This window comes from Nitrospirota bacterium, assembly GCA_016180645.1.
Classification (GTDB): Bacteria; JACPQY01; JACPQY01; order JACPQY01; family JACPQY01; genus JACPAV01.
Map to the genome: position 1 here is coordinate 1 of JACPAV010000054.1, position 19,525 is coordinate 19,525.

Here is a 19,525-nt window from a genome sequence, read left to right on the forward strand (position 1 = left end):
GGAAAACGGCTCCTGTCTCAAAATTCACGGCGTGGAAATGGCCTTCCCTCGTGAAGTGATGTTCACACAGCATGGAAAAATGGCAAAAGTCGAGCTTAGGGGACATGCCTTTCGGTTACCCTTATTTACTGATCCTGGTCATGTTCTGTTCTACGCGTTAGAGAGCATATTTTTCGCGGATGGCAAAACGGAGGCGCTGCACCCGAATCGTGAAGGGTGTTCGGGACACCGTGAGCCTGCTCTTGGTCGCCCCCTTCCTTCTGCTCGTTCCAAGATCCGCCTGGGCCGCGGACGGGAACGCGCACCTCGACGTCTTCGGAAACGTGGATCTCACGGTTGCCGACAAGCCGAAGACACGAGGCTTCGCTCTGGGAATGATGGATCTCGTGCTCACGGGCTCTCCCATCCCAGGCGTCCGGGGTCTCGCCGAAACGGTCCTCCAGGGCGAGGAAGATGGGGAGTTCGAGATCGAGATCGAGCGGCTTTCGATCACCTACGATTTCCGAGACTACTTGTCCGTCACGGCCGGCAAGATCCACACGCCGGTCGGCTACTACAACACGGCCTATCACCACGGGAGAATGCTGGAGTCGGCGGCCACCCGGCCGTTGACGTTCCGATTTGAAGATCAGGGAGGCATCCTCCCCCTCCATCTCACGGGCGTTGCGCTGAATGGCTCGGCGGACCTGCCGGGAAGCCTCCGGTGGACGTACGACCTGGGAGTCGCCAACGGCCGCGGGACCAATACCAACAGGCAGCAAATCGTCGGCGACGACAACGACTGGAAAGCCATTGCGGCCCGCCTGACACTTCAGCCGATGGTCGTTCCGGGCTTGGAGGGAGGCTTCAGCACCTACCTGGATCGAGCGCCGCCGGGCGTTCCCCCGGAAGGTCTCGGGGAAACCACCCATGAGCAGCTCTACTCGGCCCACCTCGCATACCGCGAGACCCCTTGGGAGTTACTGGCGGAATTCGTGACCTACCGTCGCCTCCTCGAACAATCCCGTGCCGAGTCCTGGAACATGGGAACGTACGCCCAGCTTGCCTACAGCATCGACAAGGTGACCCCTTACGCGCGCGGCGAATTCCTCGATGCGGAGAAAGATCCGTACGCCGCGCAGACGGCCGACCTCTTGTGGTCCCGTTCCGTTCTCGCCGGGATCCGCTTCGACGCGGACGCGAACCTCGCCCTAAAGGCGGAGGGCGCGTCGGACAATCTGAGAGGATCGCGGGACGCCCGCCGGCTCACCTTTCAAGTCGCCTTCACATTCTAAGACGCCGTGGCTTTCCGGCTGCTGGTCTTCGCATGCGCCGCCCTCCTGGCGCTTGATGCTCCCCGGACGACCGCGGGGAGAAGACTTGTCGTCATCGTCCATCGGCATAACCCGGTCGAGAAGCTCACCCTGCCGGAACTCCGAAAATATTTCCGCGCGGAGCGCAAGCACTGGCCGGACGGCGAGCCGGTCGTCCTGGTCATGCGGGAAGCCTACGCAAGCGAACGAACCTTGTTCCTCACGAAGGTGTATCAGATGGACGATACCCGGTACCGTCGCTTCTGGCTGGAGAAAATCTTCCGCGGCGAAGCCGACCGGCCGCTGACGGCCATGTCGGCGGAATCCATGAGGCAGCTCGTCAGCCGCGAAAAGGGCGCGGTCGGCTTTCTTTGGGAGGACGAAGCGGACGCGTCGGTGAAGGTCATCCTGATCGACGGAACGGATCCCCTCACCGTGGTCGGGCCGGAGTCCGCCAGGGGGTCCCCATAGAAATGTTTCGAACTCTTCGAGCGCGCCTCATTGTATCGATCCTTTTTCTTCTCCTATCCGCCTTCTTCGCCTACTCCTGGTTCACTTTCCGATGGTTGGAAGGCTCCCTCACCCGATCGCAGGAAATCCGGACCGTGCTCCTGGGCGAAACCATCAAGCGCGGCCTCATGGTGACGATGCTTCTGGGTGAAGGGAAAAACATTCAAACCATCATCGAGGCGATGGCCCAGCATGAGGAAATTGAGACCATCCGAATTTTCGATACGCAGGGGCGGATCAAGAAATCATCGAGACTCCGCGAAATCGGCGCCTTCGTTCCGTCGTCGCTCGTGGAGGCCGGCCTCCGGGACCAGCCCCAGGTTTTCCGCGACAAGGGGATAGACGGTGAACCCGTATTCACCTCGCTCCAGAGGATCGATAACCTGGCGCAATGCCACCGGTGCCATGGGAGTGATCACAAAGTCCGCGGGATCCTGGAGCTCCAGGTCACCCTGGCGGGCGTCCTGGCCGAAGTGGATGCCCAGCGCACCCGGCTCATCTGGACGGCGGCCGGAACATTCCTGTTCCTTTCGGTCGGCCTCTGGTTCATGCTGCTCCGGGTGGTGGCCGGTCCCGTGGAACAACTTTCCCTCGCCATGCAAACGGCGCAAGGCGGCGACCTGTCGGTCCGGGCGCCGGAAGGCGGTCCTGAGGAGATCGCGCTGCTCGGTCGGGGGCTGAATTCCACCCTGGCCGCGCTCTCGGAAGCGCGCCGGAAATTCGAAGAGGCCCGCCACGCCGAGATGCTGCACATGGAGAGGCTTGCCTCCATCGGCGAAATGGCCTCCGGGATCGCGCACGACATCAAGAATCCCCTCGCCGGAATCGCCGGTTCCGCCGAAGTGATCCGCGATCAACTCCCGCGCGATGACCCCCGCAAAGAAGTCCTGAATGCCATCCTCTCCCATGTTCAGCGCCTGCATCACTCCATCGAAGGTGTCCTCTCCTACGTGCGGATCACGCCCCCCCACAGGATCGCCATCCCCTTGAAAAATCTCCTCGACAGGCTTCTCCTCCTCTGCGGTCCCGAGTTCGAAAAGAAGTCGATTGCGGTGCGTGTGGACACGCCCGATTCCCTGCCCCTTCTCCGGGTGGACACGGAGCGGATCCAGCAGGCTCTCATGAACCTCACGATCAACGCAGTCCAGGCCATGGGCAAGGGGGGCACCCTCGACTTCTCCGCGCGCGAGATCCTCGCGGGTAGGGTCGAACTCCGCATCTCGGATACCGGCGTCGGAATCCCATCCGAGAATCTCAACAAAATTTTTGAGCCGTTCTACACCACGCGGGAAAAGGGTACGGGACTCGGCCTCGCCACAACCCGGAGAATCATTGAAGAACACGATGGACAGATCACCGTGGAAAGCACCCCGGGTGCAGGGACCACATTCATCATTGTCCTGGAGGCGGCGCCGTGAGAATCGTCGTCATCGATGATGAACAGCTCATCCAGTGGTTCCTCAAGGAGGGACTCGCCGAGCGCGGGTACGACGTGGCCATCGCCAAGTCCGGCGAGGAGGGGCTCGACCTGATCGAACGCGATCTTCCCGATCTGGTGATTTTGGATCTGAAACTTCCCGGCCTCTCCGGTCTCCAGGTGTTGGAACGGCTCAAGCGCGACCACCCCGATGTGGTCGTCGTGATGATCACGGCGCATGGGGACGTGAACTCCGCCGTCCAAGCCATGAAATTGGGCGCGCACGACTTCATTCCGAAGCCTTTCAAGATGGAGGAAATGGCTTTGGTATTGAACAAGGCGCTCGCCACGGCGCGCCTCCGCGCCGAAGTTACGGCTTTGCGGCGCGCCCGCCGGCCCTCCTGCTGCCCGTCCGAGCTCGTCGGGACCTCCCCGGCCATCATGGACGTGATGGCGCTGGTCGAGAAAGTTGCGCCCACCGATGCCATCGTGCTGATCCAGGGTGAAAGCGGAACGGGAAAGGATCTCACCGCCCGGATCATCCACGACCGCAGCCCGCGTTCAACGGAGATGTTTCTGGAGGTGGACTGTACTTCGCTGCCGTCTACTCTCTTCGAGAGCGAAATTTTCGGACATGAAAAAGGGGCGTTCACGGATGCCAAGACGGCCAAGAAGGGCCTGATTGAAACCGCCGAGCGCGGAACCGTTCTTCTGAACGAGATTGCGGACGTTCCGCTCCCCGTGCAAGCCAAGCTCCTCCGCCTGATCGAGCAGAAAGCGTTCCGTCGCCTCGGAGGCACCCGCGACATCCAAGTCGACGCGCGCCTGATCGCCTGCACCAACCGCGACCTCCAGAAAGAGGTCGCCAAGGGTGGGTTCCGCGAGGACCTCTATTACAGGCTCAAAGTGTTCCCTCTGACTCTCCCTCCGCTCCGGGAGCGCGCCAAGGACATCCCCGAACTGGTACGGTGTTTCGTTGCCGATGCGGCCTCGAGCATGAGGAAACCGCTCCCCCCAATCGGCGCGGAGGCGATGGATCTTCTCGGGGTCTACCCCTGGCCGGGGAATGTGCGCGAACTCAAGAATGTGATCGAACGCGCCATGATCCTCGCGGAAGGCGGGCCGATCCTTCCGCTCCACCTCCCAACCGAAATCGTGGAAACACAAGCCGTGCTGCCCAACCACAAGCCACCCGTCACTCTGCCCGACCAAGGCGCTTCCCTCGGGGAAATCGAGAAGGAACTCATCGCCCAAGCATTGGCCAAGACCGGCGGCAATCAATCGCAGGCCGCCCGGCTCCTCGGCATCAGCCGCGACACCCTCCGCTACCGCATGGAGAAACATGGCCTTGCGTGAAAGATGCGTTCAGCAGTCAGCCGTCAGCACTCAGCTTCGGAACCGGAGCGAACGACGTACTGAAGAATCTCAAGTCTCATTCAGAGGCTGAAAGCTGACCGCTGATGGCTGAACGCCACTTGGGGCATTTCACTCACCCTGCGTGAGATGGCCCACCAGACGAGATTGAGCAAGGGTCTCCGTTCCGCTCAATCCTGCTGTTGGTCATGATGGTCTGCTGATGCCGATCAACTCTTCTCGCAGGAATCAAGCCATTTCCTGACCGCCGTCAGGTTCCTTCCTTGTGCCTGAGCACTCTGTGATCTGGCATTGTCGTTGCGCTTTAGTCAGTCGGACAGGAGTCCAACCAGAATGGAAAGAACGGAAGATTGGGTGAGCAGGAAAGGAGGTGTCGCATGACGGCACTGAAAAACAATGTGAGACAATCCGGAGCCTACGCCGGCCTGATTACGCTCCTTTTCGTGGTTGTCTGGACGCTGGCGACCATCTTCGCCAAGCAGGTCCTCGCGGCGGACAACGTCAGCACGACGAAGCACAACCTGAGCGCGAACGCCGTGGCCTACGGGATCACGAACTACGGTGAAATCTGCGTGTACTGCCACACGCCCCACAACGGCAACACGACGGCCAAGCCTCTGTGGAACAAGAACCTGCCGGCCGGACCGTTCACCATGTACAACAACGGCTGGAGCTCCACGGTCGACGAAACCGTGGACGCTTCACCGGGCGGCGTCTCCGCGGCCTGCCTCGGTTGCCATGACGGTTCGATCGGACTGGACACGATGGTAAACCGTCCGGGATCGAGCGGATGGGCGGCGCCGACGAACGCCCTCATCGCCAACGGCGCGAGTGCGGACTACCAGCCCCGGCTGGGGACGGACATGCGGAACGACCACCCGGTCTCCATCACCTATCGCACGGTCGATATCACCGGATTCAAGGCGGCCCCCGCCAGCGCGAAGCTTTACAGCAACAAAGTCGAGTGTGGCTCGTGTCACAACCCACACGAAGACACGAACGCTACGTTCCTGCGCATCTCCAACGCGGCCTCAGCGCTATGCCTGGATTGCCATAACAAGTAGCCTCGCCTAGCCAGGAACGAAAAAACGTCAAGGGCCGGGATAGCCGCTGAGGTTTTCCCGGCCCTTTTTCTCGAAAGGGCGGGAGGGCGACAACGGGCCATGGAACGGTCTGGCAGAATCAATGCCCTACACCATCAAAAAAGACTGAAATGACGACGGTCATACTTTGGACCTCGGCGGTCATGATATCAGCGAGGGGGCGGTTGGACATGGTTCTTAGGAAAGGGTTCTTCACGGCAATGGCCTTCCTCTTGGCTTCGTGCGCCGGCAATCGGGTATTGGGGCCACGACCCCTGCTTGTATGGCCCCTCCCTCCCGACCCGCCGCGCATCCGATACGTCCGCAGTCTGGCCACATCCGCCGACCTGAACGATTCCCCCACGTTCGTGGAGCGGATCAAACAGCTCCTCGTCGGCGTCAGGGCCGTTCCCGTTTTCACGAAACCTTTCGGCGTCTGCTCCGGAAAAGGCAGGATCTTCGCCACCGACCCCTCCGAAGGGCGCGTGGTGGTCTTCGACATGGAGAAGAAGAAGCAGTACTTCCTCGGCCAGACCGGAGCCCATGCGTTGGCGCGACCCCACGGCTGCGCGGTAGGCCCCAAAGAAGAACTGTACGTCGTCGACCGCGGCTTGTTGAGGGCCATGAGATACACACCGGAAGGCGAGTTCATGGCGGCCTATGGAGGGAATGAGATGTTTTTGAACCCTATCGATGCCGCGGTCAGCCCGGATGGAAAGCGTCTCTATGTGTCGGACAGCTACCTCCACCAGGTTCTGGTCTTTGACCCGGAAGGGAAACTTGTCCTCACGATCGGCAAGCAGGGGAAGGAGCCCGAACCCGTTCCCCCAGGGGCACATGGGAGCGATCGCTATTGGAACCGGGGATCGGGAGAAGGAGAGTTCAACTTTCCAACCTACCTAGCGCTCGACAAGAACGGCCTCCTCTACGTTGTCGATGCCATGAATTTCAGGATCCAGATCTTCGACTCTTCGGGCGCATACGTGAGATCGATCGGAAGCCTCGGCAGGGGATTTGGCAATTTCGCCAGGCCGAAAGGGATCGCAGTGGACGCCGACGGCAACCTCTACGTGGCGGACGGGGCATTCAACAACGTTCAGATCTTCAATGCCGAGGGGCAGCTCCTGATGTTTTTCGGCGCGGTCGGCCACGATCCCGGCCAATTCTGGCTGCCGCAAGGCGTGGCCGTAGAGGGAGACCGAATCTTGGTCGTGGACCAATACAACCATCGCCTCCAAGTCTTCGAACTCGTGGCCGCCGACGCCGGCGCGAAACCTGTGGATGCTCCCGCGAACGGGACCTCGACAGCATCGAAAGACGGCCCGCCGTGAAACGAGTCATCCTTTTCTCAGCTCTCCTGCCGCTCATCCTGGGCGCGGTCTGGGCCTGCTCGCCAAAGGCGCGATGGAAAGTCCTGAATACGCTCTTCGACGCCGTCCCACCCCCCGAAGAGAAAGCCGATAAATCGAAAACACCGGCGCCTCCAAAGGCGGCATCGCGCGCGACGCTCGAAAACCAGAGCCGCACTCCGCCCAAGGTCCCCGGCATCCCGGCCGAGAAACTCTCCGACTGGAAACAGGTGGAAGAACTTCTGCCGAAGGACGATTCAGGCGGCGTGGATTGGGTGGCCGCGCTCCGCGAGGGGATCATCGAGCCGTGGGCGGGGCTGACGGAAGACGCGCCCCCGAAAAGGGACTTCGGTTTCGACTTCATCTACAAGGCCGAAAGCAAGGATGACGACGCGGTCTTTTTTCACAGTTCCCATGCCGAATGGCTCGCGTGCAACAACTGCCATCCCGCCGTCTTCGAAGGGTTCGATTTCTCTCGCGGCGAGCTGAACATGGATGCCGTCGATGAAGGCAAGTATTGCGGCCGCTGCCACGGCACGGTGGCCTTTCCGCGAGGCGACGAAAACTGCACCCGATGTCATCCCAACCAATAGGCTCGGCATGAGGACACGTCTCGTCGTCATGGCGCTGCTGACAGGCTTGGCAACGGCGGCGGTTCGCTTCCCGGATTCCGCGGGCTCGGAGGAGCCGACTCAGCCCCCATCGTCGGAGAAGCCGTCCCTCCCGTCCATCGGAACGGAGTACGACCCTGTGTACGGCGACATCGTGTTCAAACGTCTGACGGGCGAAATCGGCACCGTCCCTCCCGCGGTCTTCAGTCACTGGGTCCACCGAATGCGATTCCGATGCTACGTCTGCCACGATTCGATTTTCAAAATGAAAAAGGGCGCCAACAAGGTGGTGAAGGACGACATCAGGAAAGGAAAGTTCTGCGGAGTCTGCCACACCGGAAAGCTGGCCTGGCAGATCACCGATGAGAACTGCCACCGGTGCCACAAGGGGCCGGTCCCGAAACCGGTGGCGGAGAAGACACCGTGACGCGATTCTTCATCGCCCTCCTCGGGGTAGGGGGCGTCCTCCTCCCCACCACCGCTCTCGCGCAGGAATGGCTCCAAGTCTCGCCCCTCCAAGGCGGGATCCAGGGGCAGACGCGCGCCGGCTGGGGGTACCAGTCGGAATCGGGCGATTCGCAAGATTTGTATTGGGCCACGAGGGTGTTGATCCGGAACCGGGTCTCTCTCCTCGATCCGGGCCTGCTGTCGCTCGGCGTCGCCGGGAGCATCGGATTTTTTCAGGACCGGCTCCAGTCGCAGAACACCGCCAGCCGGAGCAACTCGATGCCCGTCGAATACGACCTGGGTGTCTCGGCCCTCGACAAGAGCAAGTTTCCAACGCATCTGCATGCGGCCCGATCGCAACGGGTCACCCGCCTGGACCTTGGAGGGCTTTCACGAAACGATTCGGAAAACGCCGAGGGTTCCATTCGGTGGAGGAACGGGGTCCTGGAACCCTCCCTCAACTTCAACCGGACGCAGTCGCGCGAAACGGTTCGGCAAGGCGTTACGGGCGCCACCAGCGAAAGAGAAGATAGGTCCATACGGGGAGGGGGAAGCCTGAGCCGAGCCGGGCCCACCACCCAACTCAACGCCGACTACGGCATTCTGAACCTGGAGGACCTCGTCGATCCCGCTCGAGACTACAACGCCCAAGACGCCTCATTCCACCACAAGGCCGGCGTCTCACGGCGGTTCTCGACCTCGGTCAATTTTCACAGGCGCGGCCCCTTCCTTGCGCAACAACAGTTTCGCGCCGCCGAAGACGTGAGCCTCGACCACACGCCGACTCTATCCTCACAACACGGCTATTCCTTCGCCCGTTCAGACTCCCAGGATCTTTTCACGGCCACCCATGCCGCAAAAACAGGGATCAGCCACCAACTGTTCGGCAGTCTCAACGAACGGCTTGACCTCGCCGGCACACGGCGTGACTTCACGAGCGGGCGCGAGACCGAGGGCGGCCCGAACGGCCGCCTGGGCTACAGGAAAAAGGCCGGACCGGGAGACATCCTGGCCGGAGTCGGCGGCGGGTACAACCTCGCCTCCCGGAAGGCGGACGCCGCCCCACTCAGGTCCGTCAACGAGACACATGCGCTCGAAGACGGCCTCCCCGTTCTTCTCGAACAGAGAGACGCAGATGCCGAATCGGTCGTCGTGACGGACGCCGAACGCGAACTCCTCTACCAGAGAGGATTCGACTACGACCTCACGACCCGGGAAGGGTACGTCGAACTCGTCCGCCTCCCCGGAGGCCGAATCCGGGACAATCAGGAAGTCTGGGTCAGCTACACCCACAGCGTCCCCGGCTCCGCCGTGTATGACCGTCGCTCCGTCGGATACGATCTCGGGTACGACCTCCACTGGCTGCGCCTCTTCTACCAACAGAACCGGCTCCGCTTGCACCCCCTGAAAGGCGGCATTCAGAGTTCATCGACCCTGTCCGACAATGTGGGAGTGGAAGGCCGATTCGGCGGCAGCCCGCTCCTGTTCTCACCCCTTGCGGAAAGGCGCTCCCTTCGGCAAGACACCATATCCTACGTTACGTACATCGTCCGACAGCCTCTGGCCTGGGAGGCGACCTCCCGCATGAAGCTCCAGCTTACCTTCGAAGAGTTATTCTTCAGTATGCCGGGCAATGGGGATTTCCAGACGTACTCCGCCGAGCTGTCCGGAACGGCGGACTTCAGCGTATGGACGGTTCGACCGGGTACCCGCTACTGGCTGCGGTATCTCGACGGTTCGGAGAAGCTGTGGACCTCCTTCATCGATTTTTCCGGCAGGATCGGAAAGCTGGAAAGCTCCCTCGGCCTCGATTACAACAGGTGGAACGTGCGCGGATCGGCGCGGCAAGAATTCCGAACGGACTTCTCGGTCACGCGATGGTTCTGATGAAAGCCATCAGGGGTCGGCTTCCTACCAGGAACTCTCGCATCCCGGTAGCCGCAGGCTTTATGCCTGCGCCCAAGACGCGGGCTAAAGCCCGCGCCTACCAGGGTGGAAGTAAACGGGCGAGGGGGAAACGCATCGTCCTCACGTCTTTTCTCACAGGACTGATCCTCGCCGCCTGCGCCCTCCTCGGCCGCAACCGGCCCGCGCCGATGCCGTTCAGGGTGTGGCCGGGCCCGCCGGACTCTCCCCGGATTGAACTCGTGATGAGCTTCAGCTCGCCGGACGATCTCGGCTTTCCCCGCGGGTTCTGGAGCCGCGTAGCGCAGATCCTCTTCGGCTCCGGCCCCCCCAGAATGCTCCGGCCCTACGCCATCGCCGTCCGCGGCCAGACCGTTGCCATTACAGACACCAAGTTGGGCGCCGTCCACCTGTATCGTTTCGACAAGAAAGACTACCGCCAGATCGGGCGGGGCTCCGGAGGTCTCATCTCCCCGGTAGGCCTGGCCATCGACCGACAGGGACGCGTATGGGTCTCCGACTCCGTGCTGGCAGAGGTGCGCATTTACAGGCCGGACGGCAAGCTGGAGAAAAAAATCCATCCTTTCAATCGGCCGACCGGCCTCACCTATGATGAGGAACACGGCGCCATCTGGGTGGCGGACGTTGCACGGCACAGCCTGGTGAAGCTGGACGAAAACGGAGAGTTCCTGGGGCAGGTTGGCGAACGCGGAGGACAGCCCGTTCCGGCCGAAACCTATTCCATATCCACGCGGTTTGAACTCCTGCCCGAATCCTCACCCCGGCCCTCCTCCTCCCAGGGAAAGGTAGCCCCGATCCCCAACGGTATGAAGGCGCAGAGTGAAGGCTTGCATTTCAACTTCCCCGCCCATCTTTCCTATCGGTCCGGCCGTCTCTTCGTAACGGACACACTCAACTTCCGGATCCAAGTGCTTGACACGGAGGGACACCCCGTCAGCCGGTTCGGCCGCCATGGCAACGGGTCCGGCGACTTCGCCATGCCCAAGGGCGTGGGCGTGGACAGCGAGGGCCATGTCTACGTGGTCGACTCCATGTTCGGAGCGTTCCAGATATTTGACGCGCAGGGGAACCTCCTTCTCGGCGTGGGGGCCACCGGCCAGGCCCCCGGCGACTTCTGGCTGCCTTCCGGCTTGTTCGCGGACGAACAGGACCGCATTTGGGTTGCGGACAGTTTCAACCAGCGTGTGCAGGTCTTTCAGTACCTGCGCGAAGGCCGCGCGCCGAGAGGGCCCGTCTCGTCCCGCGCGCAATACGATTGGCTCTTCGGGATTCGCGAAGCCTTCGCCGTACCCAACATCTCCACCACCCTTCACAACCTCTCCACGTCGGGAACAAGCACGTTCAAAAGCGGGACGATCAACGAGGTCTGCGTGTTCTGCCACACGCCGCACAACTCCCAACAGAAGCGCCCGCTGTGGAACCGGTCGGACCCGGGCGGACCCTATACGCTCTACTCCTCCTCGACTCTCAACGCCACTTTGGGCCAGCCGTCGGGCTCATCCAAGAATTGCTTCTCCTGCCACGACGGCACGATCGCACTGGGGTCCTTGACCAACTCGCCAACCGGCCAGGTGAACGACCTCACCGCAAGCTTCCTCAGCGGACGGGCCCTGCTGGGTACGGGCCTCACGGACGACCATCCCGTCTCGTTCACATACGACGCCGCGCTCGCCGCCGCCGATCCCGAACTCAAAGACCCCGCCACGCTCACCGGCGTCATCCTCGAAAACAACCAAGTTCAATGCGCCAGTTGCCACGAACCCCACGACAACACGAACGCCCCCTTCCTCCGCGTCTCCACCAATAACGGCGATCTCTGCACTCGCTGCCACGTGAAGGTGGATTGGAGCACGTCCAGCCATTCCACGTCCGCCGCCATCTGGAACGGTCTCGGCACCGACCCGTGGGCCGAACGGAAAGCGGCGTGGAGGCAGACGACGGTGTCCGGAAACTCGTGCATGAACTGTCACGATCCCCACAACGCGGCCAACCCGACGCGCCTCCTCAAGCAGGCGGGCGACGAGGAAAACACCTGCTACCCCTGCCACAACGCCAACGTGGCCGTGAAAAACGTCCAGGGCGATTTCGGAAAGACCTATCGGCACCCCGTCGCCACGTACTCGGGCGTACACAACCCCACCGAGGACCCTCTCACGATGGCCACCCACGTCGAATGCACGGACTGCCACAACCCTCACGTCGTCAGCAATGCCTCCTCGTTCGCCGCCTCCCCCTACGGGGCCCCGCTCGGCGTCGGAAGCCGCCTCCAGAAAATCAAGGGCGTGGACACGAACGGCGCCAACGTCAATCCCTCAACCTACCTCTATGAAGTCTGTTACAAGTGCCACGGACTCTCGAACGCCCACACGTCCAATTTTACGAACGTCGTTCGCCGGGATGCCACCTACAATCTCCGCCTGAAGTTCGACACGGCGAATCCCTCCTTTCATCCGGTCGAGGCCGTGGGGAAAAACGCCAATGTCCCGTCCCTCCTCGCCCCCTATACGACGGGTAGCATCATCTCCTGCATCGACTGCCACAACAGCGACGCCTCCCCGTGGGTCGGCGGCGCCGGAGCGAACGGCCCCCACGGCTCAACGTGGGGTCCCGGCTTATTCATCCAGAACTACAAGATGATCGACGACGTCTCAAATGTGTGGCCCGACTTCGACATGTGCCTCCGATGCCACAGCCAGGCCAGCCTCAACGCGGGTACCAGCACCCCCAAACACGGGCACATCCTGGGCTGCCAGAAGGCCCCCTGCATGAACTGCCACGATCCGCACGGCTCCACCGTGTCCAATCACCTCATCAATTTCCTCAAGGTCGACCGGTTCGGAAATGTGGTCGTCCAGAAGGGCACCCTCGCCGGTTGCGACCCCTACCCAGAGCCCACATTCGTGGATTTGGGAACATACACGGGGCAATGCTACCTCAAATGCCACGGCACCAACCACTGCTCCAAATCGTACTGAGGATAGAGTAGGGGGTCAGAGCTTGACTATTGACTTCAGACCCATGACACATGACGGCTGAAGAGAGCTACGGCTTGAAGAACGCGAAGAGGATGGCTGTGAGAACGCCGACAATGGACGCGAATTGCCCGATCCAGTAGATGAACATCCATCGGATCAGGCGTGCCTCAAGTTTGGCCAAGTCTTCTTTCATGGCAAACCGCTCAGACTCGCGGACGAATCTGCCCTCCAGCGCCGGGTCAAACTTCTCCGCCGCGGACTTGGCCTTGGCATCATCGGCCCCCGCCGACCGGAGAGCCTCATATATTTCCAGCGCAACCGCCATGATTCAGAATCCATTATACCCTCCGGCAAAGGTCCCGCAAGTCCACCCCATATGGGACCACGACGCGTAACCCATGACTCCTAACGCATGGTTCGCCACTCTATTGCTCGCCGCGTCGGGGACCGACAAGACGTCGATGATCCAGGCCGGCTGCCCGCCGATCAGCGAGTCCCTCGTCGAGACGGTTCTGACCGCAAAGGGCTCGTCACCTGAGGGAGTACAATCCGCGGCCCGACATGCCCTTGACTCGCTCGCACGGCACACCACCGACCAAGCCCGCGACCAATGCGCAAAATGGGGAAAACGGTTCAATCGCCATTCCGACGAACAAAAGCTGGCCGAGATCGAGCGCATCGTGGCGGGAGAAGGTGACGCGCCGTCCGAATGCCTGGCGGCGCTGCTCGCCGCGGACCTTCCCCCGCCCCTCGCGACTCTGGCCAGAGCCGCCGCCTCCTACAAAGGTGAACCAACGGCCATACTCTCGTTTCCCCAAGACATGGAGGACGACTCTTTCCGCGCCGCTCTCATCCACTTCATGAGCCGGGGGATGACGCCGTCCCCGGCCTTTGCGTGGGTGGCTCTCCGGTCGAACGATACGGAAGTCCAGACCGCCCTCGCGCCCCTCCTGGTCCGAATCAACGAACCCTCCCTCATCGAGCCGCTCCTCGAATCCATGTCGGACCCGGACCTTCGTGTGGGGGCGCGCGAGGCTCTTATGCGCTGGGCGAAAGACCCGCGCTATACGGCCTCTCTTGTGCGTACTCTCGAACACCCCCAACACCGGAAATGGACCCTCGAAATCCTCTGGCAAACACACGAAACCGCCGTCGCCCACGAACTGGAGAAGGCACTCACACACCCGTCGGCGGGTGTCCGCGCGGATGTCGCCGGCGTCCTCGGGAATGTAGGCGACCCGCACTCCATCCTACCCTTGGTCCATGCCCTGAAAGACGCCGATCCGCTCGTGCGTCGAAATGCGACGATCTCTCTCGGGAACCTCAAATACCTTCAAGCCGTGCCGTACATCGTGGAGGCCCTGAAAGACGCCGACCCCCGCGTCCGATTCGATGCGGCGTGGTCCCTGGCCCGCATCTTGCGCGAGCGGGACGGCAAACCCGTCACGCCAGACCCAAACGTGGTGGAGGCCCTTCGCCAAGCATTGACCGATGACGACTCCGAAGTTCGCCGCGCTGGAGCCGGAGCCTTCATGCTCCTGAAAGTGCCCGCGGTCGTGCAGGATCTAAGGGCGCTCCTGAAGGATGCCGTCGCCGAAGTTCGCATAGATGCGGTGGTGGCCATTGCGGAAATCCACTCAGCGGAGGCTACGGAGGCCATGCTGAGCGCCCTCGGCAGCAAGGACGAGGGGCTGCGGCTGCGCACAGTCAAACTCCTCGCCTTCCGTCTTGACAAAACCGTACGGGCCAGGCTCGCGGCCCTCAGCCGGTCCGACCCCTCTCCCCTCGTCCGCCGGGCCGCGGCTGAGGCCATCCAACAACCATGAGGGGAAGACGCCGCATGCCTCGATCCAGGTCGCCGATCCGCCTTGCCTTGACGGGCGCCGCCTTGGGTCTTGGCGCACCCGCCGGCTGGCTTGCGCTCCGCTATCTCAGCAGGTCGTCGCAGGGTCACGGCGTAAACGGATGGCTGCTCCAAGAGATCGCGGATTCCAGCATGCTCTATGCCTACCTTGCCGTTTCCACTGTGACCGTTTTTGCCGTGTACGGCTGGCGCCTGGGCAGTATGGTCCAGAAACTGAAACGACAGACGCATGAGAAAATGAAGCTGCATCGGCTCTCGATCACGGACTCCTTGACCGGCCTCTACAATCGGGGATTTTTTGACCGGTGCGTTGAGGATGAACTGGCCCGCGCCCGAAGGCTCTACTACCCTCTATCCCTGCTGCTCCTGGACATGGACGATCTGAAGGCCATCAATGACCGATACGGCCATCCGGTCGGAGACGAGGTCCTCGCCAAGATCGGTTTTGCCATCGACCAGGCGCTTCGTGAAACCGATCTCGCCTTCCGGTACGGCGGAGATGAATTCGTCGTCCTGCTGCCTAACTGCGATGAAGGAGACCTCGCGGAGGTCGAGCAACGTCTCCTCGCTTTGATCGATGAGCATGCTCAGCCGGCCGTTCCCCTTCCGAGGCGTGTCAGTGTCTCGGTCGGCCGCACCACCTTCCATCCCGGAAAAGATTCCTCCGGCACGGAGATGGTCAGACAAGCCGACCGGGAATTATACGGGCAGAAAAAAACGAAGAAGCCGGCGGTGCGCCTCGCATCACACACCGCCCGCACATCGGCTGCGGACTCCATGGGGGGCGCGCCATGAACCAGAGCCGATGGCGAATTCTCGATCTGGTCGCCCTCTGGGGGCTCACGATTCTGGTGATTTTCGGGGGATACGAACTGGCCGAGCGCTTTTGGCTGGGTGCCCTGGAACCGGGCCTCATCCGCCGGTTGCACATCGCGCGTGGCATCGGCGCATCGGCGCTGACCGCCATCCTCGTCGGGATCTACCTGGCCCGGAGGCAGCCGCCCTCCATGATTCTGGGCGGTGGAGCCGCGTACCTCCCGAAGCCGGAGATCGAACTGGTCCGCGACCAAGCCGCGTGGTTCGTCCGGATGCGGTGGTTCGCAGCCGGTCTGGCCGCCCTGGGTTGCGTCATCGCCACCCGGCTGATCAGCCTCCTCCCTGCGGAGAATCTTGTGCCTCTGCTGACCTGCGTTCTGGGTCTCATGGCGGCCAACGCAATCTTCACGTTCCGGGTCTCCAGGACGGACAAACCATACCGGCTCATCGTCATCCAGGCCGCGGTGGACCTGCTGATCCTCACCTATCTTCTGCACTTCTCCGGCGGAATTGAGAATCCCTTCTACCTCGTCTACCTCCCTCACGTTATCATCGCGGGGATCATTCTGTCCCGTCGCGATGCGTTCTTTGTCACCCTTCTCACCTGCCTCCTGTTCCTCAGCTTGGCTGTTCTGGAATACACGGATGTGTGGCATCATTCGTTCATCGGACTTTCGCCCCACGGGAACGACCACGATGAGCACGGCGCCTCCAGACTGGTTTTCGTCGTCGGCGAATCCATCCCCTTCCTGCTGGTCACGCTGTTCACGGCCTATTTCACCATCCTTCTCCGCGACCAGATTCATCGGGACCAGGCGAACGTTCTTCAAGCGAGCAAGTTGGCCACGATCGGCGAGCTGGCGGGCCGCTTAGCCCATGAAGTCAACAACCCCATCGGCATCATCAGCACCAACGCGAAGCTCCTCCTGGAAAACAAGTCACTGCCCAAGGACGCCGTGCCCCTTATCGAGAAAATCGATCGCCACAGCGAACGAATCGCCGCCCTTACACGGGGCTTGCTTTCCTTCAGCAGGCCTTCGCCGGGTCAACGGACCTCCGTGGATCTCAATCGAATCGTCCGCGATTCCCTCCGCCTCGTCGAACCGGAAGCCGCAGGGGCCGGAATTCGCATCGAGAAAAAATTGGCGGATCCGTTGCCTCCCATCCATGCCAACGGCAACGACCTCCAGCACGTGATTCTCAATCTGGCCAGCAACGCGGTGGCCGCGATGCCGAGAGGGGGAACGTTGCGACTCGAAACCGGGCATGACGGGAACGGATGGGTATCGTTGGCGCTTGCAGATACGGGGACCGGTATTCCTGCCCGCATCGTCGACCATATCTTCGATCCCTTCTTCACGACGAAACCGGAGGACAAGGGCACGGGCCTGGGTCTTTCGATCGTGCAGGGAATCGTCCGAAGCCACGGCGGGATCATCGACGTGTGGACGCGGGAAGGGAAAGGCACCACCTTCACCGTCCGGCTGCCTATCTTGAAGAATGAAAGGGGGAGCGCATGAAAAAGGCTTGCGTGCTCATCGTGGATGATGAGCCGGACATGCTGGAGACCTGCGCAAACGTCCTCGGTTCCGAGAATCTTGACGTCCGCACCGAGCCGAGCGCTGCGGCCGCCGCCCGCCGGTTGGGTGACGAAAGATTCGACCTCCTGATCACCGACATCACCATGCCGGAAATGAACGGCATGGAGCTCCTCGAACGAGTTCGTTCCGCGTCTCCGGAAACCGTTGTCATCATGCTCACCGCGTTTCCCACCGTGGAAACCGCCGTCGATTCCGTCAAGCAGGGGGCCTTCGATTACATCACGAAGCCTTTCACCCCCGATCAACTTCGCGTGGCCGTCAGCCGGGCCCTCGCTCATAGACGCCTGAAAGAAGAGAACGTCCTTCTCAGCCGCGAAGTCGAACGGACCGCCCGTTTTGACGCTCTGATCGGCCGCAGCCCCAAGATGCGCGCCGTCTTCAAGCTCATCGAACAGGTCTCTTCCTCGGATTCAGACGTCTTGATCCTGGGCGAAAGCGGGACCGGCAAGGAGTTGATCGCCCGGAGCCTTCATACCCGAGGCCGGAGGAGGGAGAACCGGCTCGTGCCGGTGGATTGCGGAGCGATTCCGGACAACCTTCTGGAAAACGAACTCTCGGGGCACGAAAGGGGAGCCTTCACGGGGGCGCAGACGTCCAGTCTGGGCCTGCTCGATCTCGCGCACCGGGGGACTCTTTTCCTGGACGAGATTTGCGAGCTGCCCGCTTCACTTCAGGCGAAACTGTTGCGCGTGCTCCAGGAAAGGCAGTTCCGAAGGGTTGGCGGGCGGGACCTTATCGATGTGGACATCCAGGTTATTGCCGCCACCAATCGAGACATCGAAACGGAAGTTCGGGAGAAACGATTTCGGGAGGACCTTTTCTATCGGGTCAACGTCGTACGGATCGAGGTGCCTCCGCTTCGCGAGCGCGCGGAAGATGTTCCCCTGTTGGCCGCCCATTTTCTGGAACGATATGCGAAAAAGTGGGGGAATTCCGACCGCCCCTCAGGAAGCCGCACCCTTCACGGGTGCGTCCGATCCATCGAGAAAGACGCCATGGAGGTGCTCTGCCGGTATTCGTGGCCGGGAAACGTGAGGGAACTCCAGAACGTGATCCAGCGGGCCATGGTGGTGTGCCGTTCGGATCAAATCGCCGTGGCCGACCTGCCCGCCGAGGTCTTCGAAAGCGGTACACCATCGAGCACACCCGGCGGTTTCTTTGCCTTCCGAAATACCCGACTGGCCGCGTTCGAAGGCGACTATCTCCGCGAACTTCTCACGCGTCACACCGGCGATGTCGCGATGGCGGCGGAAGAAGCCCGCCTGCCGAGGGGAACCCTCTACCGGCTTCTCAAGAAACACGGCCTCAGGCCCGAGTCCTTCCGGAATTGACCCGGAATGGCAAGTGCCCCGTTACGGGCCGTTCCTTTTCCGCATCGCAGGTGAGACCCTACAGGGACTCGCTCCCAGTGTGGCCACGCCGTTCACGTTGACGTTCTTCGGAATGGCCCCTAAACCCGAAGAGTCGGCTGTGAAGCGGCCAAGAGCAGTTGACCAAGGCAACCTGTCCGGCATGAACTTCGGACGGTGCGGTACTGATTCCCACCGGCAGGGTCGAGAGAGCTTTGCAAGCCCATGGTGTCGCGGCAAGTTATTCAATCTGCAAAAGCGACCCCATGCACCCCATGCACCACTCCTCGTGCATACGAATGCACGAATGCCCCTATTCGCACTGGTTCGGCAGGAGTTCGCAGACGGAATTCTCCCTTGGAAGCCCGTTTGGAAACTGGGTGGAAAGTTGATAATCGGCGACCAACTGACGCTGGCCAGACTGGAGATCGGTAGCGAAGATTCTCACGCCATCGCCTATCGTAATCCGCCCTCCTGTAGCAAGAATCAATTGGACGTCTCCACCCGTAACCCACACCAATCTGCCCTCGTCCATGTCCTGTAAGGGCCACGGGGAGCATCTCAAGCCATTCCGATCATCATCTACAGTTATGCGAAGAAGGATTCCATTCTCGATCCTGATGGCGTAGATATCCCGAAGCTCCCTCATACAGTTCGCAGGCTCAATAAGGCTTTCGATTGGGCTATAGGCCGGAAAAGCAACGTACTGGCCGTCCGTCAATACTGGAGGATCTGGAAGTGGAGTTGGAGTTAGAAGCCGGTGTGCTTCTAGGTCGAGCTTGTCATTGTCTGGTACGTATCCAACAGTAGACACTAAATATAACCACTAATGTACTCTAACATATTGATCGCCCAGGCTTCTGATGGACTTGGGGTTCCTGTTCATGCGCCGCAGGCTGCGGCCGAGGACTA

The 19,525-nt window shown here is 61.4% G+C and carries 16 protein-coding genes; 15 read left to right on the plus strand and 1 reads right to left on the minus strand.

The window, feature by feature from the left end; genetic code table 11:
- Positions 1 to 179 precede the first annotated feature (179 nt).
- From HYT87_19555 to HYT87_19600, 10 genes are all read left to right on the plus strand, one after another.
- The gene (locus HYT87_19555; GenBank protein ID MBI2061942.1) at positions 180 to 1,274 is read left to right on the plus strand and encodes a hypothetical protein; all 1,095 of its coding nucleotides are present in this window, start codon (positions 180 to 182) and stop codon (positions 1,272 to 1,274) included.
- Between the two features lie 6 nt (positions 1,275 to 1,280).
- Positions 1,281 to 1,763 carry a hypothetical protein gene (locus HYT87_19560; GenBank protein MBI2061943.1) on the plus strand — a complete coding sequence of 161 codons (483 nt, stop codon included), beginning with the start codon at positions 1,281 to 1,283 and terminating at the stop codon, positions 1,761 to 1,763.
- A 2-nt stretch (positions 1,764 to 1,765) separates the two neighbouring features.
- Entirely contained in the window at positions 1,766 to 3,220 is a 1,455-nt protein-coding gene (locus tag HYT87_19565; protein MBI2061944.1) for a HAMP domain-containing protein, read from the plus strand.
- Positions 3,217 to 4,575: a sigma-54-dependent Fis family transcriptional regulator gene (locus tag HYT87_19570; protein ID MBI2061945.1), complete on the plus strand. Its 1,359-nt coding sequence runs from the start codon at positions 3,217 to 3,219 to the stop codon at positions 4,573 to 4,575. Before HYT87_19565 ends, HYT87_19570 begins: the two co-directional genes overlap by 4 nt.
- A gap of 395 nt (positions 4,576 to 4,970) precedes the next feature.
- The gene (locus tag HYT87_19575; GenBank protein ID MBI2061946.1) at positions 4,971 to 5,657 is read left to right on the plus strand and encodes a cytochrome c3 family protein; all 687 of its coding nucleotides are present in this window, start codon (positions 4,971 to 4,973) and stop codon (positions 5,655 to 5,657) included.
- A 209-nt stretch (positions 5,658 to 5,866) separates the two neighbouring features.
- Positions 5,867 to 7,006: a 6-bladed beta-propeller gene (locus HYT87_19580; protein ID MBI2061947.1), complete on the plus strand. Its 1,140-nt coding sequence runs from the start codon at positions 5,867 to 5,869 to the stop codon at positions 7,004 to 7,006.
- Positions 7,003 to 7,617: a hypothetical protein gene (locus HYT87_19585; protein MBI2061948.1), complete on the plus strand. Its 615-nt coding sequence runs from the start codon at positions 7,003 to 7,005 to the stop codon at positions 7,615 to 7,617. Before HYT87_19580 ends, HYT87_19585 begins: the two co-directional genes overlap by 4 nt.
- A gap of 7 nt (positions 7,618 to 7,624) precedes the next feature.
- Positions 7,625 to 8,062: a hypothetical protein gene (locus HYT87_19590; GenBank protein ID MBI2061949.1), complete on the plus strand. Its 438-nt coding sequence runs from the start codon at positions 7,625 to 7,627 to the stop codon at positions 8,060 to 8,062.
- Positions 8,059 to 9,969, plus strand: coding sequence for a hypothetical protein (locus tag HYT87_19595; GenBank protein ID MBI2061950.1), 1,911 nt, complete (start codon positions 8,059 to 8,061; stop codon positions 9,967 to 9,969). Before HYT87_19590 ends, HYT87_19595 begins: the two co-directional genes overlap by 4 nt.
- A 62-nt stretch (positions 9,970 to 10,031) precedes the next feature.
- Complete coding sequence (locus HYT87_19600; GenBank protein ID MBI2061951.1) at positions 10,032 to 12,983, plus strand: hypothetical protein; 2,952 nt, start codon at positions 10,032 to 10,034, stop codon at positions 12,981 to 12,983.
- A gap of 67 nt (positions 12,984 to 13,050) precedes the next feature.
- On the opposite strand, the gene HYT87_19605 is transcribed toward HYT87_19600, so the two are convergent.
- The gene (locus HYT87_19605) at positions 13,051 to 13,308 is read right to left on the minus strand and encodes a hypothetical protein (protein MBI2061952.1); all 258 of its coding nucleotides are present in this window, start codon (positions 13,306 to 13,308) and stop codon (positions 13,051 to 13,053) included.
- Positions 13,309 to 13,381: 73 nt separating this feature from the next.
- Between HYT87_19605 and HYT87_19610 the strand changes: the two genes are divergently transcribed.
- From HYT87_19610 to HYT87_19630, 5 genes are all read left to right on the plus strand, one after another.
- The gene (locus HYT87_19610) at positions 13,382 to 14,809 is read left to right on the plus strand and encodes a HEAT repeat domain-containing protein (GenBank protein ID MBI2061953.1); all 1,428 of its coding nucleotides are present in this window, start codon (positions 13,382 to 13,384) and stop codon (positions 14,807 to 14,809) included.
- Between the two features lie 14 nt (positions 14,810 to 14,823).
- Complete coding sequence (locus HYT87_19615) at positions 14,824 to 15,642, plus strand: GGDEF domain-containing protein (protein ID MBI2061954.1); 819 nt, start codon at positions 14,824 to 14,826, stop codon at positions 15,640 to 15,642.
- The gene (locus HYT87_19620) at positions 15,639 to 17,183 is read left to right on the plus strand and encodes a hypothetical protein (protein ID MBI2061955.1); all 1,545 of its coding nucleotides are present in this window, start codon (positions 15,639 to 15,641) and stop codon (positions 17,181 to 17,183) included. The genes HYT87_19615 and HYT87_19620 overlap by 4 nt, the downstream gene beginning before the upstream one ends.
- Positions 17,180 to 18,595 carry a sigma-54-dependent Fis family transcriptional regulator gene (locus HYT87_19625; GenBank protein MBI2061956.1) on the plus strand — a complete coding sequence of 472 codons (1,416 nt, stop codon included), beginning with the start codon at positions 17,180 to 17,182 and terminating at the stop codon, positions 18,593 to 18,595. Before HYT87_19620 ends, HYT87_19625 begins: the two co-directional genes overlap by 4 nt.
- Positions 18,596 to 18,920: 325 nt before the next feature.
- On the plus strand, positions 18,921 to 19,157 hold the full coding sequence (locus HYT87_19630; protein ID MBI2061957.1) for a hypothetical protein: 237 nt from the start codon (positions 18,921 to 18,923) through the stop codon (positions 19,155 to 19,157).
- Positions 19,158 to 19,525 lie beyond the last annotated feature (368 nt).